The organism is Streptomyces sp. NPDC048441, from assembly GCF_043200235.1.
Classification (GTDB): Bacteria; Actinomycetota; Actinomycetes; order Streptomycetales; family Streptomycetaceae; genus Streptomyces.
Genome location: NZ_JBICXM010000010.1, coordinates 206,118 through 223,925 on the forward strand (window position 1 = coordinate 206,118; position 17,808 = coordinate 223,925).

At 68.2% G+C, this 17,808-nt stretch carries 14 protein-coding genes; 9 read left to right on the top strand and 5 right to left on the bottom strand.

Translation table 11 applies throughout. The features are described from left to right. Positions 1-59: 59 nt before the first annotated feature. Positions 60-2,822: a penicillin acylase family protein gene (locus tag ACGFSB_RS25015; RefSeq protein WP_393403284.1), complete on the bottom strand. Its 2,763-nt coding sequence runs from the start codon at positions 2,820-2,822 to the stop codon at positions 60-62. Between the two features lie 213 nt (positions 2,823-3,035). Between ACGFSB_RS25015 and ACGFSB_RS25020 the strand changes: the two genes are divergently transcribed. The 6 genes from ACGFSB_RS25020 to mscL all read left to right on the top strand — a co-directional run bounded on the left by ACGFSB_RS25020 (position 3,036) and on the right by mscL (position 8,863). Continuing rightward, positions 3,036-4,556 (top strand): potassium/proton antiporter, encoded by a 1,521-nt coding sequence (locus tag ACGFSB_RS25020; RefSeq protein ID WP_393403525.1) that lies wholly within the window; start codon positions 3,036-3,038, stop codon positions 4,554-4,556. Positions 4,557-4,849: 293 nt separating this feature from the next. Beyond that, the gene (locus ACGFSB_RS25025; RefSeq protein WP_393403287.1) at positions 4,850-6,115 is read left to right on the top strand and encodes an MFS transporter; all 1,266 of its coding nucleotides are present in this window, start codon (positions 4,850-4,852) and stop codon (positions 6,113-6,115) included. 67 nt (positions 6,116-6,182) lie between these two features. Beyond that, the gene (locus ACGFSB_RS25030; RefSeq protein ID WP_393403290.1) at positions 6,183-6,527 is read left to right on the top strand and encodes an FmdB family zinc ribbon protein; all 345 of its coding nucleotides are present in this window, start codon (positions 6,183-6,185) and stop codon (positions 6,525-6,527) included. Between the two features lie 96 nt (positions 6,528-6,623). Continuing rightward, complete coding sequence (locus ACGFSB_RS25035) at positions 6,624-7,475, top strand: S-methyl-5'-thioadenosine phosphorylase (RefSeq protein WP_393403293.1); 852 nt, start codon at positions 6,624-6,626, stop codon at positions 7,473-7,475. 209 nt (positions 7,476-7,684) lie between these two features. Further along, positions 7,685-8,248: a hypothetical protein gene (locus ACGFSB_RS25040; protein ID WP_393403296.1), complete on the top strand. Its 564-nt coding sequence runs from the start codon at positions 7,685-7,687 to the stop codon at positions 8,246-8,248. 138 nt (positions 8,249-8,386) lie between these two features. Beyond that, positions 8,387-8,863 carry a large conductance mechanosensitive channel protein MscL gene (mscL, locus tag ACGFSB_RS25045; protein ID WP_393403299.1) on the top strand — a complete coding sequence of 159 codons (477 nt, stop codon included), beginning with the start codon at positions 8,387-8,389 and terminating at the stop codon, positions 8,861-8,863. Positions 8,864-8,870: 7 nt separating this feature from the next. On the opposite strand, the gene ACGFSB_RS25050 is transcribed toward mscL, so the two are convergent. From ACGFSB_RS25050 to ACGFSB_RS25065, 4 genes are all read right to left on the bottom strand, one after another. Beyond that, on the bottom strand, positions 8,871-9,098 hold the full coding sequence (locus tag ACGFSB_RS25050; RefSeq protein ID WP_393403302.1) for a hypothetical protein: 228 nt from the start codon (positions 9,096-9,098) through the stop codon (positions 8,871-8,873). A 37-nt stretch (positions 9,099-9,135) separates the two neighbouring features. Further along, entirely contained in the window at positions 9,136-9,936 is an 801-nt protein-coding gene (gene pflA / locus ACGFSB_RS25055; protein ID WP_393403305.1) for a pyruvate formate-lyase-activating protein, read from the bottom strand. A gap of 18 nt (positions 9,937-9,954) precedes the next feature. Then, complete coding sequence (gene pflB, locus ACGFSB_RS25060) at positions 9,955-12,213, bottom strand: formate C-acetyltransferase (protein WP_393403308.1); 2,259 nt, start codon at positions 12,211-12,213, stop codon at positions 9,955-9,957. A 120-nt stretch (positions 12,214-12,333) separates the two neighbouring features. Next, positions 12,334-13,779 (bottom strand): NarK family nitrate/nitrite MFS transporter, encoded by a 1,446-nt coding sequence (locus ACGFSB_RS25065; RefSeq protein WP_393403311.1) that lies wholly within the window; start codon positions 13,777-13,779, stop codon positions 12,334-12,336. 237 nt (positions 13,780-14,016) lie between these two features. On the opposite strand from ACGFSB_RS25065, the gene ACGFSB_RS25070 reads away from it, so the two are divergent. The 3 genes from ACGFSB_RS25070 (at position 14,017) to ACGFSB_RS25080 (ending at position 17,747) form a co-directional block, all read left to right on the top strand. Further along, positions 14,017-15,219, top strand: coding sequence for a low temperature requirement protein A (locus ACGFSB_RS25070; protein WP_393403314.1), 1,203 nt, complete (start codon positions 14,017-14,019; stop codon positions 15,217-15,219). A 131-nt stretch (positions 15,220-15,350) separates the two neighbouring features. Beyond that, positions 15,351-16,406, top strand: coding sequence for a P1 family peptidase (locus ACGFSB_RS25075; RefSeq protein ID WP_393403316.1), 1,056 nt, complete (start codon positions 15,351-15,353; stop codon positions 16,404-16,406). Between the two features lie 111 nt (positions 16,407-16,517). After that, complete coding sequence (locus ACGFSB_RS25080) at positions 16,518-17,747, top strand: Ig-like domain-containing protein (protein ID WP_393403319.1); 1,230 nt, start codon at positions 16,518-16,520, stop codon at positions 17,745-17,747. The last annotated feature ends 61 nt before the right edge of the window (positions 17,748-17,808 follow it).

The following is a 17,808-nucleotide window of genomic DNA, read 5'->3' on the forward strand; positions in this document are numbered from 1 at the left end:
CTTTCACTTTTTCGTACGGCTTCACTGTTCCGTACGGCGGCGGTCCGTACCGCTTCGGCTCAGGGCCGCAGCACCAGGGTGTCCTTCGTGCTGCCCTTCACGCCCTTCTCGGAGAAGGACCACGGCAGCAGTTCGCCCTTGACCCACTTGCTCGTCTGGTCGGTGTAGTGCGCGCTGTAGGCGTGCCCCGAAGCGCCGGTGAGGTTGATCCACTTGGACTTGTCGAGGTCGTCGAGGTTCACCACCATGCGCATCGACGGCACCCACTGCACTCCGTAGCCGCCCGCCGCGTTCCAGCCGGTCGCGTTGACCGCCGCCTCGCCGCCTCCCAGCTTGAACGGGCCGCGGTTGAGCATGAACTGGAGCCAGCCGGGGCCTTCGACGCCCAGGGTCTGGTTCTTCAGGGTCAGCCGGTGCAGGCGGCCCCAGCTCCAGGTGTCGACGTCCTTGCCGAGCTTGGCGGTCAGATCCCAGCGCGCGTCCTCCATGGCCCGCGCGAACAGCTGGTCGCGGGTCTTGGTCTCGGCGTCCGTGCGGGTCTTCGGCGACTTCCACCAGTCGTTGTCCTCGTCGTCGAGGATCGACCGGATCACTTCGTAGTAGCGGTCGCCGCCGTCGGGCTGCGCGGATTCCGCGTCACGCTGCCCGCACTCGCGCACCGGCTCGGCCTCGTCGGCGGGGCCGGTGTTCCCGGCCGGCTCGACGTTCAGGCACTGGCCCTTGACCCGCAGCTCCTTGGGCAGCTTGTTGCCGATGGAGAGCTTGAGGATGTTGCGCCACACCGAGTTGAAGTACGCGGCAGCCGCCGAGTCGGGATCCTGGGTGTAGTCCCATCCCTCAAGGAGCTTCTGCGCCTCACGGACGTACGAATCCTTGACGTCGATCTTGAGCAGCTTGGGCACGAGCAGCTTGGCGATCTCGCTGCTGTTGTCCATCTGCATCGTGCGCATGTCCTCGGTGGAGACCTTCCCACCGTTCTTGGTCTTCGACTGGATCAGGTCGGTGATCCGCTGGCTGCGTGCCCCGTAGCCCCAGTCCGACGTGAGCTTGTACGGGTACTTGTCCTTGTCGATGACGGCCTGGTTGGCGGTCACGATGTAACCGCGCTTGGGGTCGTACTCGTAGGGCAGTGCGGCCTGCGGGATGTAGCCGGTCCAGCGGTAGTCGGAGTCCCAGCCGGGCGCCGGAAGCGCGCCGTCGCCCTTGCCGCGGACCGGGATCTTGCCCGGTGCCTGGTAGCCGATGTGGCCCTTGGTGTCGGCGTAGATCAGGTTCTGCGAGGGCACTTCAAAAGAAGAGGCGGCCTTGCGGAAGTCCTTGAAGTCCTTCGCCTTGTTGAGCTCGAAGACGGCGTCCATCGACTTGCCCGGCTGGAGCGCTGTCCAGCGCAGCGAGACTCCGTAGCCGTCGCCCCGGTCGGGGGCGGCGCTGTCGACGGTGGCCTTCTTGCCGACCTTGACCAGTTCGTCGTCGCGGTCGGACAGCAGGGGTCCGTTGCCGGTCTCTCTGACGGTGATCTTCTTGGACTTGCCGCCCGCGACCTTGATCGTCTCCACGCGGGACTTGAAGGGCAGCACCTTGTCGTCGTACGAGTAGCCGTCGCCCTCGAACTTCTCGAGGTAGAGGTCGGTGACGTCGGCGCCCAGATTCGTCATGCCCCAGGCGATGTCCTGGTTGTGGCCGATGACCACGCCGGGCATCCCGGCGAAGGTGTAGCCGGAGACGTCGTACTGGCAGTTCTTGGAGACCGTCCGGCAGTGCAGGCCCATCTGGTACCAGGTGGAGGGCAGCTGCGGTGACAGGTGCGGGTCATTGGCGAGGAGTGGTTTCCCGGTGATCGTGTGGTCACCTGAGACCACCCAGGAATTGGATCCGATGCCGTTGCCGTTCGGCCCGAGGCCCGCGTCCGGGACGCTGTCCAGGATGTCGGAGAGGCCCGACAGCTGGGACTGCAGCCCATCGGGGGCCTGAGCGTTGCCCGCGAGGCCCGTGCCGGCGGCACCGCCGGTCCCTGACTGCGACTGACTGCCGCCCGCGCCGCCCTTGCCCTCGTACTTCTTGGTGACGCTGTTGTAGGCGCCCTCCTGGACGATGGGCTTGTTCCGGTCGTACGGGTACTCCGGGTACAGGTCCTTGATCTGGGACGGGCCGAGGCGACTGGTCATCAAGGAGCGGTCGATCTCGTCCTGCATGTTGCCGCGCAGGTCCCAGGCCATGGCCTTGAGCCAGGCCACGGAGTCGACGGGGGTCCACTCCTGGGGCTTGTAGTCGTTGGTGAAGCCGAGGGCGGCGTACTCCAAGGAGATGTCCTTGCCGTCCTTGCCCTTCAGGTAGGAGTTGACTCCCTTGGCGTACGCCTGGAGGTACTTCTTCGTCTCCGGCGAGAGCTTGGAGTCGTACTCCTTCTGCGCCGTCCGGTGCCAGCCGAGCGTCCGCAGGAATTCATCGGTCTTTACCTGGCTCTTCCCGAACATTTCGGAGAGCCGACCGGAGGTCGTATGGCGGCGGACGTCCATCTCCCAGAAGCGGTCCTGCGCCTGGACGAAGCCCTGAGCCATGAACAGGTCGGCGTCGGACTCGGCGTAGATCTGCGGGATTCCGTTGCCGTCACGCTTCACGTCGACGGGCCCCGAGAGGCCGTCGAGCTTGATCGTTCCCTTGGTCTGCGGGAAGGAGGCACGCACCGTACTGATGCTCCAGTACGCGCCGTAGCCGATGCCCGCCACGATGGCCAGGACCAGGACGATCACGATGAGTCGGGCTCGGCGCCCCTTCTTCTTGCCGGACTTATGACCGGAAGAGGCGGTGGTATTCGAGGGCATCGCTGTCCTTGCTGTCCTTACGCGAGCGGCAGGGCTGGCTGGGCGGTGGTGGGAGCGCTGGAGCAACCATAGGCGCAGGGCAGTACGGCCCCGGACGCGGAGTCAGGAACGTACATCGCGAGGCATCGGATGAGTGTTCGATCACATCAAGGAAGCGTTAACAATTAGGTAAGGTAACGAAGTGCCTGGCCCACTCGAAGTAAGGAACGGCCCCTGACTGTCCATCACCTCAACCAGCTTCTGCTCATCTGCTCGCTCGTCCTGCTCGTCGCGGTCGCGGCGGTCCGCATCTCGTCGCGCAGTGGGCTCCCGAGCCTGCTCCTGTACCTGGGCATCGGCATTGCCATGGGCCAGGACGGAATCGGCAACGTCACCTTCAACAACGCCGAACTGACGCAGGTCATCGGCTATGCGGCGCTCGTCGTGATCCTGGCCGAGGGCGGCCTCGGCACGAAGTGGAAAGAGATCAAACCCGCGCTGCCCGCGGCCGCCGCCCTGTCGCTCGCCGGCATCGCGGTGAGCGTCGGCGTGACGGCTGCCGCTGCCCACTACCTGGTCGGCCTCGAGTGGCGCCAGGCGCTCATCATCGGCGCGGTGGTCTCATCGACGGACGCGGCAGCGGTCTTCTCCGTGCTGCGGAAGGTGCCACTGCCCTCGCGGGTGACGGGCATCCTGGAAGCGGAGTCGGGGTTCAACGACGCCCCTGTGGTGATCCTGGTCGTGGCCTTCTCCACAGCGGGCCCTGTGGAGCACTGGTACCTCCTCATCGGCGAGATCGCCCTGGAACTGGCCATCGGGGCCGCGATCGGCCTCGCGGTGGGCTGGCTGGGCGCCTACGGCCTGCGGCACGTGGCGCTGCCCGCGTCCGGCCTCTACCCCATCGCCGTGATGGCCATCGCGGTCGCCGCCTACGCGGCCGGAGCCATGGCGCACGGCAGTGGATTCCTCGCCGTCTATCTGGCCGCGATGGTCCTCGGCAACGCGAAGCTGCCGCACTGGCCCGCCACCCGCGGCTTCGCCGAAGGGCTCGGCTGGATCGCGCAGATCGGCATGTTCGTCCTGCTCGGCCTCCTGGTCACCCCGCACGACCTGCTGGACGACACCTGGCCCGCGATCGTCATCGGCCTGATCCTCACCATGGTCGCCAGGCCCCTGGGCGTCCTCATCAGCCTGCTGCCGTTCCGCCTGCCCTGGCAGGAGAAGGCCCTGATGTCCTGGGCGGGCCTGCGCGGCGCCGTGCCCATCATCCTGGCCACGATCCCGATGGTGAACGGCGTCGACGACAGCCAGCGGATCTTCAACATCGTCTTCGTCCTGGTCGTCGTCTACACCCTCATCCAGGGCCCTACGCTGCCGTGGCTGGCCAGGAAGCTGGGTCTCGGCGCCGCCTCGGGCCCCGCCGACCTGGGCGTCGAGTCGGCACCCCTGGAGCGCCTTCGCGGGCACCTGCTCTCGGTCTCGATCCCGAAGGGGTCGCGGATGCACGGCGTCGAGGTGGGCGAGCTGCGGATGCCCGCGGGGGCGGCGGTCACGCTCGTCGTTCGCGACGGCGAATCGTTCGTGCCGCTGCCGACGACGGTGCTGCGGCTCGGGGACGAGCTCCTCGTGGTGGCCACCGACCCCGTACGGGACGCCGCGGAACAGCGGCTGCGCGCGGTCGGACAGGGCGGAAAACTGGCAGGATGGCTGGGAACGACCGGCCAGGAACCGCGAGAGCGCGGCAATCGCAGGTGACGGTCGCCTCATTCTCTGCATTCGCAGGCCGAATGAGCCCGTTCCCTGTACGATGAAGGCACACTTGATGAAGGCGTACTTCGCGCACTTCATCTGAACCACGCACTTCATCTGAACCAATTGATCGAACCAACTCTGTCTGAAGCAGAGCTGGCGCCGACCGTATGGCGGCCGCACGTCCTCGCAGTGGGCACCCGGCATCTACCGCAGTTCCGCGCAAGAGGACAGCTCTCGGCGCCGTCGCCCTGAAAAAAAGGGGGGCCGCGCTACCAGGCGGCAGAAAGGCACGGGCCGTGGCATCCACGGTCACCTCCCGCCCGGGATACGGACAGCTGCTGCGCACCCGCGGCGCCTGGACGTTTCTCCTGCCCGGCTTCGCGGCACGACAGCCCTTCGCGATGCTGACGATCTCCATCGTCCTGCTCGTACAGCACACCACCGGGTCGTACGGCGTCGCGGGCGCCGTATCGGCCGTCACCGGCGTCTCCATGGCGGTGTTCGCCCCCTTCAGCGGCAAGCTCGCCGACCGTTTCGGCCAGCGGGCCGTGCTGCTGCCCGGCGTGCTCGTGCACACGGTGTCGGTGCTCGCCCTGACGATGCTCGCGCTCTCGGACGCCCCCTTGTGGGCACTTTTCGTGGCGGCGGTGCCCACCGGCGCCTCGCAGCCGCAGATCAGCCCCATGGTGCGGGCCCGCTGGGGCGTCAAGCTCCAGGACTCCCCGCTGGCCGGTACGGCGGCCGCCTTCGAGTCGGTCACGGACGAGCTGACGTTCGTCCTCGGCCCGCTCTTCGCGACCGCGCTGTGCACCACCATCGACCCGGCGGCCGGACTCTTCACGGAGGCCGGCCTCACGCTGGTGGGCGGCCTGCTGTTCGCCGCGCAGAAGAGCACGCAGCCGAAGCCCGCCTCACGCGAGGAGCACGCGCGCGTGGAGCACGTCTCCGCGCTGCGGGTCCCCGGTGTGCGGGTGCTGATCGCGACCTTCCTGGGCATCGGCGCCGTCTTCGGCGGTATGCAGGTCTCGCTCGCCGCCTTCACCGAGTCCATCGGCGAACCGGGCCTGAACGGCGTCCTGTACGGCACGTTCGCGGCGGGCAACATGCTCTCCGGGCTCGTGTGCGGAGCCATCGCCTGGAAGATCGCCCCGCAGCGCCGTCTCCTCGTCGGCTACACGGCACTGACGGTGACCGCCGCCGGGCTCTGGGCCGCGCACTCCGTGGTGCTGCTCGCGGGGCTCGGACTCCTGGTCGGCATCTGCATCGCGCCCGCACTGATCACCGGCTACACGCTGGTGGACCGTCTGGTCTCGCCGACCGGCAGGACCGAGGCGTTCACCTGGCTCACCGGTGCCGTCGCGCTCGGGCAGGCGGCCGCCGTCACCGTAGCCGGACAACTGGAGGACCGCCTCTGGGACGGCGCCGGTTTCCTGGTCCCGCTGGGCGGTACGGCACTGGCGCTCACGGTGCTCGTCACCCTGCGTTCGCGGCTCGTACCGCGGTCCATCGGGCGCACCGTGGCACGTGGCGTCGGTCACCGCGAGCCGGTCACGGTGGACTGATCTCAAGGAATACGTCAGTATGGACCGTCGTTAGCACTCATCGAGTGAGAGTGCCAGGAGGAAGCAAGTGCCGACGTACCAGTACCAGTGCACCGAATGCGGCGAGGGCCTCGAGGCGGTGCAGAAGTTCACCGATGACGCCCTGACCGTGTGCCCCAGCTGCGACGGACGCCTCAAGAAGGTGTTCTCGGCGGTCGGCATCGTCTTCAAGGGATCCGGCTTCTACCGCAACGACAGCCGCGGCTCGTCGTCGAGCAGCACGCCGTCGCCGGCGTCCGCGTCGAAGGACTCCAAGCCGTCGGATTCCAAGTCCTCGGCGGGAGCTTCGTCGTCCTCCTCGTCCTCGGACTCGAAGTCGTCCGGCTCCTCCTCGGGCTCGTCGACCAGCTCTTCCAGCTCGTCGGCCGCCTAGGGCAGACCCGCCCCGCACACGCCTTTCTTCCAGGTCCCCGCTGTCGGACGACAGCGGGGACCTCGGCGTTTTCATGCCCCGGCTACTGTGCTCGGCATGGCGAATACGGCGAACGCGACGCGGGCCGGCATCGGTGTCATCGGCGGCTCCGGCTTCTACTCCTTCCTCGACAACGTGACCGAGCTCCAGGTCGACACTCCCTACGGAGCGCCGAGCGACTCCCTCTTCCTCGGTGAGATCGCCGGGCGACGGGTCGCGTTCCTGCCCCGGCACGGCCGCGGTCACCATCTGCCGCCGCACCGCATCAACTACCGGGCCAACCTCTGGGCGTTGCGCTCCGTGGGCGTACGGCAGGTTCTCGGGCCGTGCGCGGTGGGCGGGCTGCGGCCCGAGTTCGGGCCGGGGACACTCCTGGTGCCAGATCAGCTCGTGGACCGCACCAAGACGCGTACGCAGACGTACTTCGACGGGGTGCCGCTGCCGGACGGAAGCATCCCCAACGTCGTGCACGTGTCCCTTGCCGACCCGTACTGCCCCGTCGGGCGGAGTGCCGCGTTGAAGGCCGCACGCGGCCGTGAATGGGAGCCCGTGGACGGCGGAACGCTGGTCGTGGTCGAGGGGCCGCGGTTCTCGACCCGTGCCGAATCGCGCTGGCACGCGGCGCAGGGCTGGTCGGTGGTGGGCATGACCGGGCATCCCGAGGCCGTGCTCGCCCGTGAACTCGAGCTCTGCTACACGTCGTTGACCCTGGTCACGGACCTGGACGCGGGGGCGGAGAGTGGCGAGGGCGTCTCGCACGACGAGGTGCTCCAGGTGTTCGCGGCGAATGTGGACCGGCTGCGGACGGTGCTGTTCGACGCGGTCGCCGCGTTGCCGGCGGAGGGCGAGCGGGATTGTCTGTGCGCGGGGGCGCTGGGTGGGATGGAGCCGGGGATTCGACTGCCGTAGGGGGTTGGGAGGGCGATCGGAGGAGGTCCGTAGGGCGATCGGCAGGCGCTCGAGACCCTCCAGGGGCCGGAACTCCCCCTTCGGGTGAGGGAGTTGTCCACAACTCGTGAGTTGTGCACGGGGCTCAGCAGGATTCGGCGCGGGCCTGCATCGTGAGAGCGGACGCAAGATCCTCGTCCTCGACCCTCTCTCCGCAGGCGGTGGCCGTCATGGCGCACGTTCCCTCCGACATCCCCTCCTCTTCTTCCCCTCCCCCGCCCTGCCCGGTTCCGCACTTCGCCCCCGTGCGGGTTCGCGGCGGGCAGCGTCGGCTGCGGCGGCTCCTGAGGCACAGACGGCGGGCCATGGCCGCGGGGCTCGCGGTGACGGCGGCCGCGCTGGTGGCCGCCGGTCCGCGGGATGCCGAGCGAGCGCGGCCACCGGAGCATCCGGCGGCGGCTGCCGCGCCCTCACCGGAGCGTCGGGAGCAGGATCGTCGGGAACAGGAGCCCCGGGCCGCCGCTTTGGTGACGGCGCCGGTACGGATCGCGGACGCTGAGACCGTGCGCCTGCTGCACCGGGGCGACCGGGTCGATGTCGTCGCCGCCGACGGATCGGCGTCGCGGGTCGTGGCCGCGGGGGCCAGGGTCGCCGAGGTGCCCGAGCCTCAAGGGGGCGCGGCCGAAAGCGCCGCCGAGAGCGGGGCGTTGGTCGTGCTTTCCGTACCCCGCGCGACGGCGGCACGACTCGCCGGAGCCGGTGCGCGGGCACGTCTGGCGGTGACGCTGTGCTGAATCACGACTTGTGCAACTGCACTGACATGCTGTCAAGTCGCTCATTCGTGTCACCCAATTGGACAGGCCTGGCACGCCCTGCCGTAGGTTGCGAAGCTGTCTGTTTCACGACCTGCATTCGCAACGAAAGGCCTCGTGGTGAGCGAGAAGAACGAACCGGGTCTCTGGGAGGGCTTCAAAGCCTTCCTGATGCGCGGCAATGTCGTCGACCTGGCGGTCGCGGTGGTCATCGGCGCCGCGTTCACGAACATCGTGAACTCCGTGGTGAAGGGTGTCATCAACCCGCTGGTCGGTGCCTTCGGTACGAAGGATCTCGACCACTACAGCTCGTGTCTGAAAGACCCGTGCGTGACGAAGGCCGACGGCACGGTCGAGAGCGGCATCCCGATCATGTGGGGCACGGTCCTCAGCGCGACCCTCAGCTTCATCATCACGGCGGCCGTCGTCTACTTCCTGATGGTGCTGCCCATGGCCAAGTACCTGGCGAAGCAGGCCGCGCGGAAGGCGGCCAAGGAGGGCACGCAGGAGGTCATCGAGCTCTCGGAGCTGGAGGTCCTCAAGGAGATCCGCGACGCCCTGGTGGCACAGCGCGGCTCTGGGCACGACGAGCGGTAGCGGCCGCTCAGAGGTGGTGGGGCGGCTTCTCGTCGAGGAAGCGCGCCAGGTCGGCGGCGCTGTCGCCGCCGGCCGGAGGCCGCTCGCCCCATCCCCGGTCCGTGTCGTCCGAAGACTGCTGCGACAGGGGGTCGTCGAAGACCAGGGCGCTCTTCGGCTTCTTCGGCGCCTCAGAGCCCTTCGGGGTCCCCGATTCCTTCGGATCGCGCGGTTCGGGGGCGGGGGCGGTGCTCATGTATCCAGGGTACGTCCGTGGGGCGCCGCAGCGAGCGTCAGACGGCCGTCAGTCCCTGAGCTGCGAAGATCTTCTTGGCGGCGGCCACTTGGCCAAGGGTCGGCGAGGGCGTGCCGCGGAGGACGAAGTCCTTGCCGAGTGCGTCCCACTTCGCCTCGCCCAGCTTGTGGAAGGGCAGTACGTCAACGCGCGAGACATTGCCGAGCGACGCGGCGAAGCGGGCGACGCCCTCGATGTTCTCCGGGTCGTCGGTCAGGCCGGGGACGAGGACGAAGCGCACCCAGACGTCCTTGCCGAGGTCGGCGAGGCGGTGGGCGAAGTCGAGAGTGGGCCGCAGGGGCCGCCCGGTCACCTTCTTGTACGTCTCACGGTCCCAGGACTTGATGTCGAGCAGCACGAGGTCGACATCACGGAGCAGCGCGTCGGTGGCGCGCACGCCGAGAAACCCGGAGGTGTCGAGGGCGGTGTGCAGGCCGAGGTCGTGCTTGAGGCGGTGCAGGAGTTCGCCGGTGAAGACGGGCTGCAGGAGGGGTTCGCCGCCGCTCACGGTCGCTCCGCCGCCCGCCGCCGATATGAACCCGGTGTACTTGGCGGCTTCCGCGATCACGTCGTCGGCCGTGGTCCGCTTGCCGTCGCGCATCCGCCAGGTGTCGGGGTTGTGGCAGTACAGGCAGGTCAGCGGGCAGCCCGAGAGAAACGTGACGAAGCGGGAGCCGGGGCCGTCGACGCCGGTGGACAGGTCCCAGGAGTGGATGGATCCGGTGACGGGGCGCCGGGTGACGGCGGCCGCCGGGGTCGCCGTGTCGAATGCCGTCGCCGTGTCGAGCAGAGCAGTCATGGCAGGGCTCCAGGTGGCTCAGAGGGAGCCGTGGAAGGTGCGGTTGATGACGTCGAGCTGCTGGTCCCGGGTCAGGCGGATGAAGTTGACCGCGTAGCCGGAGACCCGGATGGTCAGCTGCGGGTAGTTCTCCGGGTGCTCCATGGCGTCCTGAAGGGTCGCCTTGTCGAGCACGTTCACGTTCATGTGGAAGCCGTCGGAAGCCGTGAAGCCGTCGAGGACTCCGGAGAGGTTCTGGATCCGCTCACCGGGGGTGCGGCCCAGGGCGTCGGGGGTGATGGTGTTGGTCAGCGAGATGCCGTCCTCCGCGTCGTCGTAGTCGAGCTTGGCGACGGACAGCGCGGAGGCGATGTAGCCGTGCTCGTCCCGGCCGTTCATCGGGTTGGCGCCGGGGGCGAACGGCTCGCCCGCGCGGCGGCCGTCGGGGGTGTTGCCGGTCTTCTTGCCGTAGACGACGTTCGAGGTGATCGTCAGAACCGACTGGGTGTGCACCGCGTTCCGGTAGGCCGGGTGCCGGCGGATCTTGCCCATGAAGTCGGAGACGATCCGCTGCGCTATGTGGTCGGCCCGCTCGTCGTTGTTGCCGTAGGCGGGGTAGTCGCCCTCGATCTCGTAGTCGACGGCGAGGCCCGTCGCGTCGCGGATGACCTTGACCCTGGCGTGCTTGATGGCGGAGAGCGAGTCGGTGGCTACCGAGAGTCCCGCGATGCCGCAGGCCATCGTGCGCAGGATCTCCTGGTCGTGCAGCGCCATCTCGATGCGCTCGTAGGCGTACTTGTCGTGCATGTAGTGGATGACGTTCAGCGCGTGGACGTACGTCTTGGCGAGCCAGCCGAGCATCGCGTCATAGCGCTCGACGACGGTCTCGTAGTCCAGGTGATCGCCCTCAATGGGCTCGAAGCCCTCGACGACGCGCTTGCCTGTCATCTCGTCGCGACCGCCGTTGATCGCGTAGAGCAGGGCCTTGGCGACGTTCACGCGGGCGCCGAAGAACTGCATCTGCTTGCCGACTGCCATCGCCGAGACACAGCAGGCGATCGCGGTGTCGTCGCCGTACTTGGGACGCATCAGGTCGTCGGACTCGAACTGGATGGCCGAGGTGTCGATGGCGACCTTGGCCGCGAAGTCCTTGAATCCCCTGGGCAGTTCCCGCGACCAGAAGACCGTCAGGTTCGGCTCGGGGGCCGGGCCCAGGTTGTAGAGGGTCTGCAAGGCGCGGAACGTCGTGCGGGAGACCAGCGGGCGGCCGTCTGCGCCGACGCCGGCCATGGACCAGGTGACCCAGGTCGGGTCACCGGAGTAGAGCTCGTTGTACTCGGGGGTGCGCAGGAAGCGGACGATGCGGAGCTTGATGACGAAGTCGTCGATGAACTCCTGGGCATCGGCCTCGGTGATGCGGCCGGACTCGATGTCGCGCTGGAGGTAGATGTCGAGGAAGTTGTCGATGCGGCCGATCGACATGGCAGCGCCGTTCTGCTCCTTCACGGCGGCCAGGTAGGCGAAGTACAGCCACTGGACGGCCTCGCGGCCTGTGGTGGCGGGGGCCGAGATGTCGTAGCCGTACGACATCGCCATGGCCTTCAGTTCCCTCAGGGCCTTGATCTGCTCGGAGGTCTCCTCGCGGGCACGGATGGTGTCCTCGGTGGCCCACTCCTCGCCCAGGAGCGTCTTGTCGGCCTCCTTCGCGGCGATCAGGCGGTCGACTCCGTAGAGCGCGACGCGGCGGTAGTCGCCGATGATACGGCCGCGGCCGTAGGCGTCGGGCAGGCCGGTGATGATGCCGGAGGAGCGGCAGGCGCGGATCTCGGGCGTGTAGGCGTCGAAGACACCTTCGTTGTGGGTCTTGCGGAGGTGTGTGTAGACGTCCCTGACCTCGGGGTCTGCCGCGTAGCCGTAGGCGTTGAGCGCGCCTTCGACCATGCGCCAGCCGCCGTTCGGCATGATGGCGCGGCGCAGCGGGGCGTCGGTCTGGAGGCCGACGATGAGGTCCAGGCGGTGGTCGATGTAGCCGGGCCTGAAGGCGTCGATGCGGGAGGGGGTGTGGATGTCGACGTCGTAGATGCCGCGCTCGTTCTCCGTCGGGAACATCGACAGGAGCTTCTGCCAGACCTGGGTGGTGCGTGCGGTCGGACCGGCGAGGAAGGAGTCGTCACCCTCGTACGGGGTGTAGTTCCGCTGGACGAAGTCGCGGACGTCGATGGCGTCCCGCCACAGGCCTCCTTCGAAGCCGTCCCATGCCTCGCCGTGCACTGTCGTTTCCGCGGGAGTGGCAGTCATCGTCGACACCTTCCGAATCGCCTTTTCGCTCTGTGTCCATTGCACTGCGATTTGATCGATCAGCGGCTCCGCAATGGTCCCTATTTCAGGGCCGGAAGTCCCCTCTCGCCGCTCGGGGTGTCAGCTTGGCGACTCCGCGCCCTTGCGGGCGTAGAACCACCAGCAGACCGCGACGCAGCTCGCGTAGAAGGCCACGAAGCCCCACATCGCGCTGGTGACCGGGAAGTTGGCGAACATCGCCGGGATGAAGAAGAAGCCGTACGCGGCGATGGCGGAGGTGAAGCCGGTGACGGCGCCCGCCTCCATCTCGGACTGCTTCAGCGCCTTCGCGTACGCGGGCGTGCCTTCCGTCAGGCCCTTCAGGTGCTGTTCGCGGAAGATCACCGGGATCTGGCGGAACGTCGAGCCGTTGCCGATGCCCGAGAAGAAGAACGCGCTCAGGAAGCAGGCGAGGAAGCCGTAGAAGTTGCCGCTGTCGCCGCCGGAGGGCAAGAAATTGATCACGCCGATGATCGAGAGCGCCATGCCGACGAACGAGATGATGGTGACCCTGGCGCCGCCGATCTTGTCGGCGATCCAGCCGCCGGCCCAGCGGGCGAGCGCGCCCACGGCCGGGCCCATCCAGGCGTACGTCGCCGCGGAGTAGGCCGCGTCGATCGGCGTGAACGTGGTCTTGATGAGCATCGGCAGGGCTGCTGCGAAGCCGATGAAGGAGCCGAACGTGCCGACGTAGAGCCAGGTCATCAGCCAGTTGTGCTTGCGCTTGAAGATGATCTTCTGCTGACTGAAGGGGGTCGAAGCGACCTTCAGGTCGTTCTGTCCGAACCACGCGATGACGGCCAGGATCACCAGGACGGGCACCCACAGGAACGCGGCGTTCTGCAGCCACACGGGCGTGCCGTCCGCCTTGTGCTGGGCCGAGCCGACCGCGAGGACCGAGCTGGTGATGACGATCGGGGTGACCAGCTGGACGACGGAGACGCCGAGGTTGCCGAGGCCGCCGTTGATGCCGGTGGCGTTGCCCTTGTCCTTCTTCGGGAAGAAGAAGCCGATGTTGGCCAGGGACGAGGCGAAGTTGGCGCCGCCGACACCGCAGAGGGCGGCGATGGCGACCATCACGCCGTACGAGGTGTCCGGGTCCTGGACCGCGATGCCGAGCCAGATCAGCGGGACGACGAGCACGATCGTGGAGAGCGCGGTGAAGCGGCGCTGGCCGATCATCGGGCCGAGGAACGTGTAGAGGACGCGCGCGGTGCCGCCGGTGATGCCGGGGACGGCCGTCAGCCAGAACAGCTGCGAGGTGGAGAAGCCGAAGCCGACGTCCTTCAGGTTGGTCGCCGTGACCGACCACACCTGCCAGACGACGAAGGCGACCAGGAGTGCGGGGACGGCGATCCACAGGTTGCGGGCGGCGACCTTCTTGCCGATGGACTTCCAGAAGAGTTCGTTCTCCGGCTCCCAGTCGGTGATGGTCCTGCCGGGGCGGTACTGCGCGGCGTCGTACGTCGTGCCCGCTGGTGCGGTCCGCGCTTCTTGAGCGGCAGGGGCAGAGGCGGGGGATCTCATATTGGTTCCCAGTTCGCTACCGGTCCCGACCTTGCTCCGGGGCCTGACATTTCCACGCTCCCGTGCGCGGCTCTTCGGGGGCAGAGTCGTAGGGCACCCTCCGACCAGCCCAAAGACACAAAAGTCAGGGGGCCTTCAGGCCTCGTGGACCACCGGCGGTACAGCGGCCGAGTGTCACTGCCGACCCGCTGGGTGCCGCAGCGCGCTTCGGCGGAAGCCGTCTGGTGTGCTGACCCCATGACGTCCGCACCGGCCCCCGAGCCGACACCAGCGCCTCCCGCATCCGCCACCCTGCGGCCCCTCAGCTCCCGCGGGCGCGAGGAAGCGCATCGGGCCGCGACTCCGCTTGAGCTCTTCTTCGACCTCTGCTTCGTCGTGGCGGTCGCGCAGGCCGGGGGCGAGCTCGTGCACGCGGTCGCCGAAGGGCACACGGGCGAGGGCGTGCTCAATTACGCGATGGTGTTCTTCGCGCTGTTCTGGGCGTGGGTCAACTTCTCGTGGTTCGCGTCGGCGTACGACAACGACGACGTGCTCTACCGGGTGGTCACGCTCGTACAGATCGCCGGTGTGCTCGTGTTCGCCGCGGGGGTCGCGAAGGGCTTCGAGGAGCATGACTTCCTCCTCATCTGGCTCGGCTACCTGATCATGCGCATCGCGCTCACCACCCAGTGGCTGCGCGTGGCCAGATCGAGCACAGGCGCCGAGCGCGCCACAGCGCTGCGGTACGCGTTCGGTGTGCTGGTCTGTCAGATCGGCTGGTCGGGGCTGCTGTTCCTGCCCGAAGGCGGCCGGTCCTGGCTGTTCCTGGGGATGGCGGTCCTCGAGATGTGCGTGCCGGTGTACGCGGAGCGGGCGTACACCACGGCCTGGCATCCGCATCACATCTCCGAGCGGTACGGCCTGTTCACCATCATCGTGCTCGGCGAGACCATCGCGGCGGCCACCGTCGCCGTGAAGTCCGGCATCGACGAGAACGACGCGCTCGGCGAGCTGCTTCCCATCGGGGCGGGCGGTCTCCTGATGGTCTTCGCCGCCTGGTGGATCTACTTCGTCGTGCCGATCCACGGCCGCCTGAGCGCCAACCGCCAGGCCTTCCTGTGGGGCTACGGCCACTACTTCATCCTCGGCGCCGCCGCGGCGATCGGCGCCGGTATCGAGGTCGCCGTCGAGGAGGCCGTCGGCAAGGCGCACATCTCGACGCTCGCGGCGTCCGCCGCGGTGACCGTTCCGATGGCGCTGTATCTCTTCACCGTGTGGCTGCTGCACTCCCGCTACTACAAGGTGGGTGTCGCCCAGCAACTCGTCCTGCCGACGGCCGCGTTGGCGACTCTGGCGAGCACGTTCGCCGGGAGCTGGGCGGTCCTGGTCGCGGGGCTCGTGGCGACGGCCACCGTGGCGACCGGCGTGACGCTCACCAACCTGGCGGCTCGCCGTGCGTGAACAGCCGCGCGTGAATCGCATCACGTATCGGCACGTATCCATCGGCACGTATCCATCGGCCGGTATCCATCAGCCGGTATCCGTCGGCACGTATCCATACGTAACTCTCCACGCGTGATACGCAGTTCGGTATGACCACCTCCGATTCCCTCACCTCCCTCACCGACGTATCCGGCCTTCGCGTGGGCCACGCGACGCTCACCGCGCCGACTCATCCGGGGCACCTCACCGGCACCACCGTCGTGCTCGCCCCGGCGGGCGGCGCGGTGGCGGCCGTGGACGTGCGAGGCGGCGGCCCCGGCACCCGCGAGACGGACGCCCTGGACCCACGCAACCTGGTGCAGCGCGTCGAGGCCGTCGTGCTGACCGGCGGCAGCGCGTACGGCCTGGACTCCGCGACCGGCGTGATGGCGTGGCTAGAGGAGCAGCACCGCGGCGTGCGGGTCGGCCCCGATCCCTCCCACGTCGTTCCCGTGGTCCCGGCGGCCTGCGTCTTCGACCTCGGCCGCGGCGGCGACTTCACGGCGCGCCCCGACGCCATGACGGGCCACGCCGCGGTGGAGGCCGCCGCGGGCACCAAGCCCTTCACCCCCGTCGAGCAAGGGAACGTCGGTGCGGGCGCCGGAGCCGTGGTCGGCAAGGTCAAGGGCGGCATCGGCAGCGCGAGCGTCAGACTCGACTCGGGGATCACGGTCGCCGCCCTCGTCGTGGCGAACGCCGCGGGTTCGGGGGTCGATCCGGAGACGGGCGCGCTGTACGGGCGGTACTTCGAGGGGCGGCATGTCGCCCACCCCGCCCCCGAGGTCCACCAGGAGGCCCGGCGCCGCCTGGCCGAAGCCGCCGCCAAGAACGGCCCGCCGCCGCTCAACACCACCCTCGCCGTGGTCGCCACGGACGCCGAACTCACCAAGGCCCAGGCACAGAAGCTCGCCGGTACGTCGCACGACGGCATGGCACGCGCCGTGCGCCCCGTCCATCTCCTCAACGACGGGGACACCGTCTTCGCCCTCGCGACCGGCGAGCACCCCCTGGCCTCCGACAACCCGCTCGCCCTCAACGAGATCCTCGCGGCGGGCGCGGACTTGGTGACCACCGCGATCGTGCGGGCGCTCCTCGCCGCGGAATCCGTGGAGACACCGGGCGGCAGCTTCCCCTCCTACACCGACCTCTACAGCACAGCCCGTTGAGCCACCGGCGGGCACGCCCATGTGCCCGCCCTCACACCAAGCGGAAGGAACCTTTCCGCCCGCAGGCCGCTCTTAACTCGTACTCACTCAGAACGCGCACTTCGCACAAAGATGGAGCAGCCCGTGACAACGTCGCACATAGCCGAGCCTCGGCGACGCACTCTCCTCGCGGCCACCGCGCTCGCCGCCGTGGGTGCACTCGCCCTCACGGCCTGCGGCGGCGACGCGGACGCCAACAGCGACGGCAAGGACGGCAAGTCCACGCTCAAGGGCACCGACATCACCATTTCGGCGAAGGACGGCTCGACCGGCGCCTCCATCAACGCCACCGACGTCAAGGTCAAGGGCGGCAAGCTGACCGACGTGAAGATGACGCTGGTCTCCACCGGCGCGGCCGTCGACGGCACGCTCTCCGCCGACGGTTCGAGCTGGAAGCCCAAGGCCCAGCTGGAACGCGGCATGAAGTACAAGATCACGGCTGACGCGAAGGACGCCAAGGGCAAGGAAGCGACCGAGAACTCGATCTTCACGACGGTCTCGAAGGCCAACAGCTTCATCGGCAGTTACACCCCCGACGGCGGCTCCAAGGTCGGCGTCGGTATGCCGGTCTCCTTCAACTTCGACAAGGCGATCACCGAGAAGCAGTCCGTCCAGTCGCACATCAAGGTCACCTCCGACAGCGGCCAGAAGATCGTGGGCCACTGGTTCGGCGGCCAGCGCCTCGACTTCAGGCCCGAGGAGTACTGGAAGGCCGGCTCCAAGGTCACGATGAAGATCGACCTGGAGGGCGTGAAGGGCGCGGACGGCGCCACCGGCGTGCAGAACAAGACGGTCACCTTCACCATCGGCCGCGCGCAGGTCTCCACGGTCGACGTCGGCGCCAAGAAGATGACGGCCGAGCGGGACGGCAAGGTCATCAAGACCATCCCGATCTCCGCGGGCAGCCCGTCGAACCCCACGTACAACGGCAAGATGGTGATCGCCGAGAAGTTCACCCAGACCCGGATGAATGGTTCCACGGTCGGCTTCGGCGGCGAGTACGACATCAAGGACGTCCCGCACGCGATGCGCCTCTCGTCCTCCGGCACCTTCATCCACGGCAACTACTGGGGCTCGCCCTCGATCTTCGGCAGCTCCAATACCAGCCACGGCTGCGTCGGCCTCCAGGACGCGCAGGGCGCGGGCGACTCCAGCACGCCGGGCGCCTGGTTCTACGACAACTCCCTGATCGGAGACGTCGTGACGGTCAAGGGCTCGCCGGACAAGACCGTCGCCCCTGACAACGGCCTGAACGGTTGGAACATGTCCTGGAGCGAGTGGACCGCGGGCAGCGCAGGCTAGTCAGCAGCCCCCTCAACACCACGAGCCGCACGGGAACTTGCCGTGCGGCTCGTACGTTTTC